Source organism: Mediterranea sp. An20, from assembly GCF_002160055.1.
Classification (GTDB): domain Bacteria; phylum Bacteroidota; class Bacteroidia; order Bacteroidales; family Bacteroidaceae; genus Bacteroides; species Bacteroides avicola.
This window is the reverse complement of record NZ_NFJV01000001.1, coordinates 38,782-51,591: the sequence shown is the minus strand read 5'-3', so window position 1 is coordinate 51,591 and position 12,810 is coordinate 38,782. Positions and strand designations below refer to the sequence as shown.

Here is a 12,810-nt window from a genome sequence, read left to right as displayed (position 1 = left end):
ATGTACTTTGTTCTGTTTAGAATTCCTGTCCCAGTATGAAGTGGAACTGGCTGCCACCGTAGGAGCGGCTGCCCCATACGCGGTCGAAACCGTAGGCCCAGTCGATACCCATCATTCCAATCATGGGGAGGAAGATGCGCACGCCCACACCCGCCGAACGCTTGAGGTCGAAGGGGTTGAAGTCGCTTACTTCCTGCCAGGCGTTACCGGCTTCGAGGAAGGTCAGGGCATAGATGCTCGTGCTGGTCTCCAGCATCAGCGGGTATCGCAGTTCGATGCCCAGGCGGGCGTAGGCATAGCCTTCGCGTCCGTAAGACGAGAGCGAGCCGTTTTCGTAACCGCGCAGGGCGATGGTCTCGGTGCCGTAGGTCGAATAGCCGGTCATGCCGTCGCCTCCCACTTCGAAGGTGCCGAAGGGCGATTTCTTATACTTGTTGTAGTGTCCCAGCAAACCGAAGTCCACGCGTGCCATGAGCACCGGGGTGCGCTTCACGGTGAAGCGGTCCATCAGCGGGATATAGATTTTCGACTTGAATTTCCACTTGTGGTATTCCACCCAGCGCTGCATGGCATTGATGTCGTCCTGGTTGTTCTGGTCGTACTGGCTGTAGTCCTTTCCGTCGAACAGCGAGTAGGGCGGGGTGATTTGCAGCGAGAACGAGAATTCCGAACCTTCGCGCGGGTAGATGGGATTGTCTATGGAGCTGCGCGACAAGGTGAGGTTCAGGCTCAGGTCGTTGCAATTGCCGTTGGTCACCATAAAGTACTGCCAGTCTCTCAGGATATAGCGCTGGTACGACAGCTCGGCGGTGAACTGGAAGTAGTCGTCGGGCCAGTTCAGGCGTTTACCATACATGAGCGCCAATCCGAACATCTGCACCGACTTGTCGGGGTCGTAATAGTTCTCGTAGTTGAGGTAGTTGCCGTAGTTGTACATGCCGTAGCCGTACATGCCGCTATAGTAGTTGTTGTAGAAGTTGTTGTAGAGAGCGTCGTTGTAATACTGGCTGCTGATGTCCGTCTGGCGCGAATAGAAGGCCGAAACCGAGAAGGCGTTCGGTCGTTTGCCACCGAACCAGGGGTCGTAGAACGAGATGCTGTATGACTGGTAGTAGCGCGCGTTGGTCTGTCCGCTGATGGTCAGCGTCTGTCCGTCGCCCTGCGGCAGGATGCCCCGGTAGTTTTCGCCCGGGTGAAGCAGGTTGGCCAGTGAGAAGTTGGTGAATTTCAGGCTCAGCTTACCGATGATACCGGTCTGTCCCCATCCGGCGGAGAATTCCACCTGGTCGTTTGCCTTCGACACGAGTTCCCAGTCGATGTCCACCGTTCCGTCTTCCGGTCGCGGCTGGATGTTGGGATTGATTTGCTCGGGGTCGAAGTGTCCCATCTGGGCTATTTCACGGTACGAACGCATCAGGGCTTCGCGGTTGAACAGCTGTCCGGGTCGGATGAAGAGTTCGCGGCGCACCACGTTTTCATAGAGGCGGTCGTTGCCGCTGATCATGATTTTGTTGATGGTGGCCTGCCGTCCTTCGGAGATACGCATTTCCAGGTCTACCGAGTCGCCCACGATATTCACTTCCACGGGGTCGAGGTGGTAGAACAGGTAGCCGTTGTTGTAATAGAGGTTACCCACAGCATCGTCGTCGGTGTTCAGTCGCTGGTCCAGCAGTTTCTGGTTATAGACGTCGCCTTTCTTCATCTGCAGGTAGAGTGCCAGCTGTTCGGCCGTATAGAGCGTGTTACCCACCCAGGTGATGTTGCGCAGGTAGTATTTCTGTCCTTCTTCGATGCGCATATACACATCCACGGTGCGGTCGTCGTACTGGCTGATGCTGTCTTCCACAATCATGGCGTCGCGGTAGCCCAGTTCGTTGTACTTGTCGATGATGAGCTGTTTGTCGGCTTCGTAGTTTTCTTCCACGAACTTCTTGGTGCGGAACAAGTTGAGTAGTTTTCCCTTCTCGTTGGTTTTCTTCATCACGCGTTTCAGCTTCTTGTCTGTCAGCGCGAAGTTTCCTTCTATCTCGATGCGGTGTACTTTGATTTTCTCTTTCTTGTCGATGTTGATGTCCACGATGACCTGGTTGTCGTGTGCGGGGTCGTCTTTCTGGTTGATGAATACCTCGGCATTTTTGAATCCCTTGTCGTCGAAGTAACGTTTAATCAGTGTTTCCGCGCGGTCGATGATGTTCGGGGTGACCTGTCCGCCTTTAATCATGCCGATTCTTTCCTCCAGGTCTTCGCGTTCCGACTTCTTGACTCCGGAGTAGCGGATTTCCGATACACGCGGTCGCATCCTCAGGTGGATGGTGAGCCACACCTTGCCGTCTTCTTCCTTGTCGTCTGTGATGCTGACGTCGGAGAACAGTCCGTGCTCCCAGTAGCGTTTGCAAGCCTGTGTGATTTCATCGCCGGGTATGGAGATGACCTGCCCTTTGCTCAGTCCCGACAATCCGATGATGACATAGTCTTCGTAGTTGTCGGCGCCTTCCACCTTGATGTCGGCAATTTCCAGTTTCTTCGGCGTGCCGGAATAAAGCACCACCGGTTTCTCCACATCGGCGCTGTCGGGGGCTGTTTCCTGCGCCATGGCGCGGTTGTTGCCTGCCAGCAGGCCCATAATCACTATGAATAAGACGAAAATACGTTCGTGCATCTTACTGTTCTAATTTATTTAATACTATAACGGTCTTTGTTTCTGTTCTTTAACCTATCTGTTCGCTGGTTTTTCCGAATCTGCGTTCTCTTCTCTGGAAGTCGCAGAGCGCCTTGCAGAATTCCTCTTCGCGGAAGTCGGGCCAATATGTGTCACAAAAGTACAATTCCGAATACGCGCACTGCCACAGCAGGTAGTTGCTGAGCCTGAGTTCTCCTCCGGTGCGTATCAGCAGGTCGGGGTCGGGCATGAAGTTGGTTGCCAGGTATTGTGCAAAGACGTGGCTGTCGATGTCTTCCACCTTCACCTCTCCCTCTTTGACGGCTTGTGCCAGTTGTTTGCCCGCTTCGGCGATTTCCCACCTCGACGAGTAGCTCAGGGCGAGCACCAGCGTCATGCCCGAGTTGCAGTCGGTATGGTCGATGCAGGCATTGAGCCGGTCCTGCACGTAGTCGGGCAGTTTCTCCGTGTCGCCTATGACCCGGAAGCGGATGTTGTTCTTCATGAAGGTTTCTTCTTCGATGGAGTCGAAGAGAAGCCCCATCAGTGCCGTTACCTCTTCGGCGGGCCGTCCCCAGTTTTCGGTAGAAAAGGTATAGAGTGTGAGGTATTTCACGCCTAACCTTGCTGCCTCTTCTGCAATGACATGCACCGTTTCCGCCCCGGCCTGGTGGCCGTAGCTCCGCTCTCGTCCGCGTTGTTTGGCCCAGCGCCCGTTGCCGTCCATGATGATGGCCACGTGAGCGGGAATCCGGTCTAAGTCCAATTGTTCTTTATATGACATGTTATCTCTCCTTTTTATATTCCTGCCGTTTTTTCCTTCGCCCACGCCGTTCGTTGCGTCCGGTGCGTCTGTGCGAAAGTGCCTGTCGGCTTCAGGCATTCATTCTCTTTCAAATCCCAGCTTGTTCAGTCGTCCGCGCCATACTTCGTTGGGTGTTCCGTTGCCTCCGAATATCACCCAGATGAAGTTGCGTTTGTCGGCGGCGGTGGCTGCTCCTTCCGGTGTGGCGTCGATAGCCACCGTGTAGGCCTGTTTTCCGGCGAAGTCGGGAGGCAGGAGGAATTTCCGCTCCACGCCCTGCCAGCCGATGCCCGATTCCGACGTGTAGATGGTGTCCATTTCGCCGCCGAAGGCATAGAACTGTTCGTCGTAATGTATCAGGCAGGGGTTCGACAAGGCGGGGCACCACATGCCCTCGCGTTCGGTCTCCAAGGCCGCCCACGATTTCCCGTCGTTGGAGAACCAGGGGATTGTCTTTTCCGTATGGCTCAGCGGCATGCCGGTTATCATGACCTGGGCTGCTCCGCCGCCGGTGGTGTAGTTGGTATAGTAGAAATGGTCTTGCGGGAAGCCGTCGGGCACGTCATCGCCCGCCGTCCAAGTCTCGCCGTCGGTGGTGGTGCAGAATTCCTGTGTGCCGTTGCCGTTCAGCCGGATGGCGCTCAGCGTGGCTTCCAGTCCGCTCACGTTGTTGGCAGGCATGCTGGCCACCAGTGCCTGCACGTTGCCGCTCAGTCCTTCCGACCGCTGCCAGGCCGTTCCGGTGGCATCGGACACATATACGTCGCCCTCAGCCAGCATATAGAGTCTGTCGCCGAAGACGATGAGCGAGCTGATGTCGGCTGCGGCGGGCAGTCCGCTCACGTCGTTCCGGGTCCAGCCATAGGCTCCGGGGGCACCCGATGTGCGATACATTTCGGTCGGCGACGTATAGAGCCACACTTCCCCGTTGAGTGCCACTGCCTTCTGCTCGCCTTGGTTCACGGCTGTCGAGAAGATGGCTCCCACGGTGTCCATGTGTACCCATGTCAGCGAGTCGGGGTCCTGTCGGTGTACGCGTATCTGCAGCGTATAGGTGCGTGTGTTCAAGGCATCGCCGCCATATACGGTCAGCTTGACACCATTGTCGCCCGTTGCGTTCATGGCGGGCAGCAAGTTGTGATAAGTCTCTGTACTGAAGGTGGTGTCGGCCGAGGTAACTCCCCACACCGCGCCTAACTGGTCTACCATGATGCTGTCTATAATCGTATCTGCGCTTACCGGCAGGGAGTCCGGATTATAAATCAGATTGTTCAACTGGTCTATCTCAAACTTATAATCCACCCCGTAAATGGTATCGAGGCTGAAAGAGCTGATGGTGGCATCTGTGGTGTATTCCAGGTTGTTGTCGGAGTTCAGACACGAACTGACAGCTACCGATACCAGCAGGAAAGCTACAATCACTGACAGAAATCTTGTTCTCATTCTCTACGTTAGTGTTTATTTACAAGCTGCAAAAATAGGAACAATTTTTTCTATATGCCCCATTTGCAGGAAGTTTTATACAAAATTATAGATAAAATAACCGAATTCCACGCCGAGGCTCCGTGCTTCGTCGACTAAAACGGGTTCTTCTTCTCCCAATAATGACGTATGAGCCTGCCAAAATGCTGCTCTATGCGGCAGATTTTTTTTCGGTCGATGGTCGGGGCGGGCACTCCGTCGCCGAGCCTCACGGGCGATTCTTCGACGAAAGCTTCGTCCCACAAGCCGGCTTCGATGAAGGTCCGGAGCGTGGCGCCTCCTCCCTCTACCAAGAGCGACTGCAGGTTGCGCCTGTGCAGTTCGTCCAGCAGTTGCGGCAGGAGGGGCATCCGGAAGTCTGCCCGGAAGTATTCCACGCCGGGCCGCGGCTGGCAATCTTCTTCTGTGACGACGAGTGTGGGCGCCTGGCCGTCGAACAGCCGGAGCGTTGCGGGCAAGACACCCCGGCGGTCTATCACCACCCGCACCGGCGAAGGCCCGTACCAGTGGCGCACGGTCAGGGAAGGATTGTCCAGCAAGGCCGTGCGCGTGCCCACCAGGATGGCGCTGTGTTCGGCTCGTTTCTTATGCACCAGCATGGCAGTCAGGTCGTTCGACAAGCGCACGGGGGCTCCTGCGGTGCGGTTCAGGTCCAGGTAGCCGTCGGCCGACTCCGCCCATTTCAGGGTGATGTAGGGGCGATGGCAGTTGTGGAAGGTGAGAAAACGCCGGATGAGCGCGCGGCATTCGTCTTCGAGCACCCCCGTCACCACCTCGCGTCCGGCATCGCGCAGCTTCTGTATGCCGCGTCCTGCCACCCGGGCGAAGGGGTCCTGGCAGCCCACCACGATGCGCGGGATGCCTTTCTCTACGATGAGGTCGGCACAGGGCGGCGTCTTGCCGTAGTGCGCGCACGGCTCTAAGCTGACGTAGAGGGTGGCACGTGTGAGCAGGGCGGGGTCTTTCACCGACCGGATGGCGTTGACCTCGGCGTGGGCCTGCCCGCAACGCACGTGGTAGCCTTCGCCGATAATCCGGCCGTCGCACACCAGCACGGCGCCTACCATGGGGTTGGGGGCCGTGTGGCACAGGCCGTTGGCTGCCAATTGCAGGCAGCGGCGCATGTATCTTTCGTCTTCTTCGTTCTTTGGGTTCATAACTCGTTCGTTTTCAGATGTCAAAAAGGGCAGGGGCTGCTTATGCCTCCGGAGCCGGCTTCCGGGCTCTTGGGAGCGTGCTCCGGATAGCTTGGCATCCGGCACTGCCGGGCGCAAAAATAATATTTAATTCGGAAATGAGCAAAAACTGCCGGTCCGGGGCTTACTCGTTCACCGCGCCGCAGTGGGGGCAGATGCCTTTCCGCGCCAGCACTTCGCCGCAGTTGCCGCAACGGTAGCGCGAGGTGTGGAGCGAGCGGAAGAGGCTGCGGACGAACCAGATGATGAAGGCCAGCAAGAAGGCATAGCCCACGTAGAGGCCGGTGGTGAGGATGAAGAAGAAGTAGCAGCAGATGCACGCAGCCGACAGTCCCAGCAGGGCATAGAGCGCCTGCACGAAAGGCAGGCGGCGGAAGAGCACGTCGACCGTTGCCACCAGCACGATGATGAACAGCCAGAACGACAGCAGAAACAGCGACAGCACGCCGGGTACGTGCAGGGGCGAGAGCGTGGGGTTGTAGTAGAAGTGTTCCCACGTGTCGGGCACGAAGACCTGCATCGACTCGTAGAGGGTGGCGCAGCAAGCCATGAGCAGGCAGAGCAGCAGGGGATACAGGCTGTCGACAGCCGCCAGTCCGCGGCGCCGGGCGGGTTGCCTGCGCAGCATGCGTGCCAGCCAGAACACCACGAACAGGGCGCATACCGCCACGAAGTAGGGCACGTAGGTGTGGCTGAAGAGGTAGATGGCTTGCGAGATGCTGTCGGCGGGCATGAAGGCTTCCTTCAGGTCGCATTCACGCAGCCAGCCCTGCACCTCCTGCGAGTGGGCCAGCTTCACCCAGATGCTGTCTACCGGGTCTTGCGGATGCACGGCAAATTCGGCCACCACCACGCGGTCGCCCTGATACAAGGTGTTGAAGCTTTCTTTGAGCGGCAGCGCCACCAACTGCACCGAGTCGGCGTGCAGCACTAAGTTGGTGTTCCACGTGTAGTGGTGTTCGTACAGGCAGACCAGCGAGTCGCGCGAGGTTTCGTCCGGCCATTCGTCTGCCGGGACGGGGGGAGTGTAATGGCAGGAGACCAGCACCAGCAGCAGGCACCACACCCACAGCCCGTGCCACCGGCGGCATGCCCCCGGCCAGATTCTTCTGTGTATTTTATTCAGCCGCATAGACTTTCATCTGACAGTTCTTGCAGTCGAACGACAGCCGGAAGCGTTTCCCGTCCGAAGCCTGCAGGTAGTAAGGTTCCCGGTAGGGGGAGTTCCCTTTCTGATGCACCGGACACCAGCCCATGCTGTAGCGCAGGCAATGCCGGCAGAACATCAGTACGGCTCCGCGTACGGCCTGGGCCTCGTAGGCAGGGGCCACCTGGCGCACGCCGTGGTCTAAGTAGAAACGGCGCGCCTCGGCATTCATCACGTTGCCCAAGTAGGTGAGCGTGGTCTGCATGAAGGGTTGCTTGCCCGGATGCCGCACGGCTATTTCGCGGCGATACGTGGCGCGGCGCACACTCAGCAACCGGTCGACCGCCAGTCGGCGCCAGTCGGCCACCACCGAAGCGGGCACGAACCATTCGCCCGTCAGCCGCAGTTCCGGTTCTCCGTCCGCTTCGAACGGCGTGTTGCCCAGCTTGGAGAGTTGGGTGCGTAGGTGGGCGGTCTGTGGGGTGCGTGCTGTTTCTTTGGGGTAGGCGAAAGAGAGCACGGCGCGGCACCCGTCTTCGTCTTCCGCAGCCAAGGCAAAGCCCGTGTCGGTCTCGCTCAGCGTCCAGTGCATACGGATTTTCCGCTCGGCCGACTTGCGCGCCAAGAGTCGCTCGAAGTCCTGGTCGAAGTTGCGGAACAGGGTTGTGTGGGGTTTGATGCGGGGCACCTCGCCTGCCGGATAGAGCCGGTTACCCTCCACCCGGTTGATGCGGAACCCCTGCAGGCGGCCTTGCCCGTCAATGAAGCATACGCCGTCGCCGTTGTGGAATGGTTTCACGCCTGCCACGCTCAGCCAGCCGCCGCGTTGTTCCTTGAGCTTTCCCATCTCTTCGCCCAGCGATTTGGGGGTGTCGAAAGAGGCCACTTCTTCGCCGCGTCCCTCTAAGAAGTAGTGCGTGAATCCCCGGCTGAAGCTCTTGTCTAACTGCGGCACGAAGCTGTAGCGGCACGTGCCCGACGAGGCACGCACGTATTCCGTCCGTCGGGCCAGGATGTCATCCAACTTCCGGCGGTAGGCGGCGGTGACATTCTTGACATAGGCCTCGTCTTTCAGCCTGCCTTCTATCTTGAGAGACGACACACCCGCGTCGAGCAGTTGTTCCAGTCGGTCGCTCTGGTTAAGGTCTTTCAGCGAGAGCAGGTGCTTGTCGCGCACCACCACTCGTCCGTCGGCATCGGTCAGCGTGAAGGGCAGGCGGCAGAACTGGGCGCACTCGCCGCGGTTGGCGCTCCGCCCGAAGCAAGCCTGGCTGGCGTAGCACTGTCCGCTGTAGCTTACGCACAAGGCACCGTGCACAAATACTTCAAGCGGCATTTGCGGGCAAGCGTCGTGGATGCGTCGTATTTCGTGCAGGGAAAGTTCGCGTGCCAGCACCACCTGCCGGAAGCCTTCGTCGGCGAGGAAACGTACTTTTTCCGGCGTGCGGTTGTCCATCTGTGTGCTGGCGTGCAGGGGGATGGGCGGGATGTCCAGCCGCAGGATGCCCATGTCTTGCACGATGAGAGCGTCTACGTTCATGCGCCACAGTTCGCCGATGAGCTGTTCCGTGTCTTTCAGTTCTTCATCGCGCAGGATGGTGTTGACGGTGACATAGACGCGCACATTATATATATGGGCATATTCCACCAGTCGGGCGATGTCGTCCGTCGAGTTGCCAGCGGAGGCACGTGCCCCGAAGCGCGGGGCACCGATGTAGACGGCATCGGCGCCATGGTCTACGGCAGCGAGTCCGCACGCCAAGTTCTTGGCAGGTGCGAGCAGTTCTATTTTCCGTTGTATCTTCATCAGACAATCTCATTGACGTTGTACGGCGTCTCCTGATAAACGAAGTAGTTCAGCCAGTTGGAGAACAGCAGGTTGGCATGGGCACGCCAGCTGACGCGCACACCCTTCTGCGGGTCGTTGTCCACGTAGTAGTTGCGCGGCATTTCGATGGGAAGTCCCTTGCCCAGGTCGCGGCGGTATTCGCCGTCGAGCGTCAGGGGCGAGTATTCCGAATGGCCCGTCACGAAGAACTCCCGACCGCCGCGCGCCATCACCAGATACACGCCCGACTCTTCCGATTCGGCGAGCAGGGTGAGAGCCGGTACGCGTAGGATGTCTTCGCGCCGCACTTCGGTATGTCGGCTGTGGGGCACGAAGAACACGTCGTCGAAGCCGCGGAAGATGGGGTGCAGCGGTTGCAGGGCACGGTGTGGGAAGATGCCGAACATCTTCTGCGGCAGCGGATACTTGGGCACCCCGTAGAAGTGATACAGTCCTGCCTGTGCCGCCCAGCAGATATAGAGCGTAGAGGTGACATGCGTACGTGCCCAGTCGAAGATTTCCGTAATCTCGTCCCAGTAGCTCACCTCTTCGAAAGGCATCTGCTCCACGGGTGCACCGGTGATAATCATGCCATCGTACTTCTCGTGCCGCATCTGCTCGAAGTCGGTGTAGAAAGCCTTCATGTGTTCGATGGGCGTATTCTTGGGTGTGTGGCTTTTGATTTTCATGAACGAGATTTCCACCTGCAGGGGCGTGTTCGAGAGGAGCCGCACCAGGTCGGTTTCGGTAGTAATCTTCAGCGGCATCAGGTTGAGGATGGCGATGCGTAGCGGGCGTATGTCCTGTCCGGTGGCGCGTGTCGTGTCCATCACAAAGATGTTTTCCTGCTTCAGCAGTTCGATGGCAGGGAGTTTATCGGGTAGTTTCAGTGGCATGGGTCTATGTTTTTCTGATTTCGGGGCGTAAAGTTAGTGAAAATTGCACAGACTTGCACGGTCCGGAGGCAGAAACTTGTCGGATATTCGGTTTACCTTTGTTTTCCGCTGTCTGTTTCTGCCCGGTTCCGTCACGCAAACTCCAGTCCGAACTCGTCTTTCAGTTCCAGCAGTGCCCGGTTCTTCTCGGCCATCATCTGGAACTGCTCGTTGCGTCCATAGGCGCGTACCTTCTCCGTGGGGGCACTGACCCGCACGCTGAGCGTGGCTTTGCGGTTCTTCAGCCGGGTGCGCAGGTAGTTTTGGATGACGGGTGTCAGGTCGGTGAATTCCTTGGCCACGATGGAATTGTCGACCACGGCTTCGAAGGTGGTGTCGCTGAGCATGGTCAGGTGTATGTTCTGCATGCGTTTGGCGATGGCCACCTGCTCTTGCGGGAGACGTCCCGCATACTCCTGCCAATAGTAGTTGACATCGCGTTCATTGAACATATAATCTTCTTCGGGCATCGGTTCCGGTGCCTGGATGTCGGCAGCCGGTTGGGTGGCAGTGGCGGTTTTCTCTTCCGTCTGCCGGTGACGGATGGAGATGCCCAGTCCGCCTTTGCTCACGACCGGTATTTTCTTCTCCTCGGTCCGCTGAGCGTTGAGCACCGACGCCACGTGCGCGGCGGCCGCCTGTCCCGTTGCAGGCTGTGCGTGCGTGGCTTGCCGTGCGGGTGCCGGGGCCGGTTGCGGAGCCGGTTGTGGGGCCGGAGCCGGTTGCGTGACAGGCCGTGGGGCAGCCGGCTGCGTGGCGGGGGCGATGGGTTTCAGGTCGGATTGGGGCTTACGCCCCCCCGGCACCTCCTCTTCTTCGGTCGTGAGTTGTGCCAGCCGGATGAGCGTCAGTTCCACCAGCAGCCGTTTGTTGCGGCTGGCCCGGTAGTTCAGGTCGCAATCGTTGCACAGCTTCAGGGCTCGGTAGATGAACGTCAGGGGGCACCGTTTCGCCTGTTCGCCGTAGCGTTGGCGGATAGATGCGCCCACTTCGAGCAGCGGCAGTGTGACAGGGTCGCGGCTCACCAGCAGGTCGCGGAAGTGCGCGGCAAGTCCCGTGATGAAGTGATTGCCGTCGAAGCCCTTGTTCAGCACGTCGTTGAACAGCAGCAGGGCGTCGCTCACCTTGTTGCCCAGCAGCTGGTCGGTCAGCCGGAAGTAATATTCATAGTCCAGCACATTGAGGTTCTCTATCACCTGCCGGTAGGTGATGTGCCCCCCCGTGAAGCTCACCACCTGGTCGAAGATGGAGAGGGCGTCGCGCATGCCGCCGTCGGCCTTCAGGGCGATGACGTTCAGGGCTTCGGGCTCGGCGGTGATTCCTTCTTTGGAAGCCACGTAAGCCAGGTGCGCCACGATGTCCTCCACGCCGATGCGCTGGAAGTCGTATATCTGGCAGCGCGAGAGGATGGTAGGCAGAATCTTGTGTTTCTCGGTGGTGGCCAGGATGAAGATGGCGTGGTGGGGCGGTTCCTCCAGCGTCTTGAGGAAGGCATTGAAGGCAGAGGTGGAGAGCATGTGCACCTCGTCGATGATGTAGACCTTGTACTTGCCTATCTGGGGCGGGATGCGCACCTGCTCCACCAGCTGGCGGATGTCGTCCACCGAGTTGTTGGAGGCCGCGTCCAGTTCGTGTATGTTGTACGACCGCTGTTCGTTGAAGGCCACGCACGACTCACACTCGTTGCACGCCTCGCCGTCGGCCGTGGGATGCAGGCAGTTGATAGTCTTGGCGAAGATGCGCGCACAAGTGGTCTTGCCCACGCCGCGCGGGCCGCAGAACAGGTAGGCGTGTGCCAGCTTGCCGGTGGCGATGGCGTTCTTCAGCGTGGTGGTCAGTGCATGTTGCCCCACCACCGATTCGAACGTGGCAGGGCGGTATTTGCGGGCAGATACGATATAGTTCTCCATATACGGTCGGTTCAATTGGCTTGGATAAGTGTGCAAATGTAAGCAAAAAAAAGCAATATCTCAGTTATTCGTTTTATCTTTGTGGGGACAAATTCCATTAACCACTAATCATTAATCATTAACCATTAACCACTAACCATTAACCAGATGGACAAGTTAATATCACTCTGGGACTTTGTGGGCCGCCACAAATACCTCATCACCCTGGCCGTTGCCTTTGTCGTCATCGGCTTCCTGGACCGCAACAGCCTGTTGCGCCGCATCAGCCTGGCGCGCGAAGAAAGCCGCCTGCTCGAAGAGATTGACAAATACCGCACCGAGTACGAAGAGAGCACCGAGCGCCTCAACGAACTGCTCATCGATTCGGGTGCCATCGAGCGCATCGCCCGCGAGAAATACTTCATGAAGAAGCCCAACGAAGATATTTATGTATTTGAAGGAGACGTAGCCGAATGATGAAGAAACTGCTTCCCGCCTGTTTTGCCGTAGGGGCACTGATGTCCCTTGCCGGCGCTTCCGCCCACATCACGGGCTGGTATCTTTCTCCCTACCTGCTGATTACCGGCTCGTTGCTGGTGCTGGTGTCGCAGGTGTTCACGCCCGTGGGCTGCAGCAGTCCCGTCATCCGCCGTCTGCGTTTCCAGCAGATAGTGGGCGCCCTGCTGTTGGTGGCCACCGGTCCGCTCATGCTCTACCTCCGCGGCAACGAGTGGATTGTGTCGCTCACCCTCGCCGCCGTGTTCCAGTTGTTCACCGCCATCCGCCTGCCGCAGGAGGTGGAGAAAGAGATGAGCAAGAAGCGTTAGATTCCCTCCCTATTGCCACGCGCTTGTTACCCCGCTGCCACG

9 protein-coding genes and 1 pseudogene are annotated in these 12,810 nt (G+C 58.3%); 2 read left to right on the top strand and 8 right to left on the bottom strand.

Going from position 1 to position 12,810, the window contains the following annotated elements; all coding sequences use genetic code 11:
* Window positions 1–16: 16 nt before the first annotated feature.
* From B5F34_RS00210 to B5F34_RS00175, 8 genes and pseudogenes are all read right to left on the bottom strand, one after another.
* A pseudogene (locus tag B5F34_RS00210) lies at window positions 17–2,554 on the bottom strand (POTRA domain-containing protein); the annotation flags it as partial.
* Between the two features lie 154 nt (window positions 2,555–2,708).
* On the bottom strand, window positions 2,709–3,461 hold the full coding sequence (locus tag B5F34_RS00205) for an isoprenyl transferase (protein ID WP_255376941.1): 753 nt from the start codon (window positions 3,459–3,461) through the stop codon (window positions 2,709–2,711).
* An 81-nt stretch (window positions 3,462–3,542) separates the two neighbouring features.
* The gene (locus tag B5F34_RS00200) at window positions 3,543–4,907 is read right to left on the bottom strand and encodes a DUF6242 domain-containing protein (protein WP_162609260.1); all 1,365 of its coding nucleotides are present in this window, start codon (window positions 4,905–4,907) and stop codon (window positions 3,543–3,545) included.
* Between the two features lie 134 nt (window positions 4,908–5,041).
* A complete protein-coding gene (gene ribD, locus B5F34_RS00195; RefSeq protein ID WP_087333810.1) occupies window positions 5,042–6,103 on the bottom strand; it encodes a bifunctional diaminohydroxyphosphoribosylaminopyrimidine deaminase/5-amino-6-(5-phosphoribosylamino)uracil reductase RibD in 1,062 nt (353 codons plus the stop codon).
* A 163-nt stretch (window positions 6,104–6,266) separates the two neighbouring features.
* On the bottom strand, window positions 6,267–7,274 hold the full coding sequence (locus B5F34_RS00190) for a hypothetical protein (RefSeq protein ID WP_239448715.1): 1,008 nt from the start codon (window positions 7,272–7,274) through the stop codon (window positions 6,267–6,269).
* Window positions 7,261–9,096, bottom strand: coding sequence for a U32 family peptidase (locus B5F34_RS00185; RefSeq protein WP_087333808.1), 1,836 nt, complete (start codon window positions 9,094–9,096; stop codon window positions 7,261–7,263). The genes B5F34_RS00190 and B5F34_RS00185 overlap by 14 nt, the downstream gene beginning before the upstream one ends.
* Window positions 9,096–10,013 (bottom strand): homoserine O-succinyltransferase, encoded by a 918-nt coding sequence (gene metA / locus B5F34_RS00180; protein ID WP_087333806.1) that lies wholly within the window; start codon window positions 10,011–10,013, stop codon window positions 9,096–9,098. Before metA ends, B5F34_RS00185 begins: the two co-directional genes overlap by 1 nt.
* 131 nt (window positions 10,014–10,144) lie before the next feature.
* Complete coding sequence (locus B5F34_RS00175; protein WP_087333805.1) at window positions 10,145–11,962, bottom strand: DNA polymerase III subunit gamma/tau; 1,818 nt, start codon at window positions 11,960–11,962, stop codon at window positions 10,145–10,147.
* Between the two features lie 147 nt (window positions 11,963–12,109).
* Here B5F34_RS00175 and B5F34_RS00170 point away from each other — a divergent pair, with 147 nt between their 5' ends.
* Together B5F34_RS00170 and B5F34_RS00165 are read left to right on the top strand one after the other, a co-directional pair.
* Window positions 12,110–12,418: a septum formation initiator family protein gene (locus tag B5F34_RS00170; protein ID WP_087333803.1), complete on the top strand. Its 309-nt coding sequence runs from the start codon at window positions 12,110–12,112 to the stop codon at window positions 12,416–12,418.
* Window positions 12,418–12,768, top strand: coding sequence for a hypothetical protein (locus tag B5F34_RS00165; RefSeq protein WP_087334263.1), 351 nt, complete (start codon window positions 12,418–12,420; stop codon window positions 12,766–12,768). The genes B5F34_RS00170 and B5F34_RS00165 overlap by 1 nt, the downstream gene beginning before the upstream one ends.
* The last annotated feature ends 42 nt before the right edge of the window (window positions 12,769–12,810 follow it).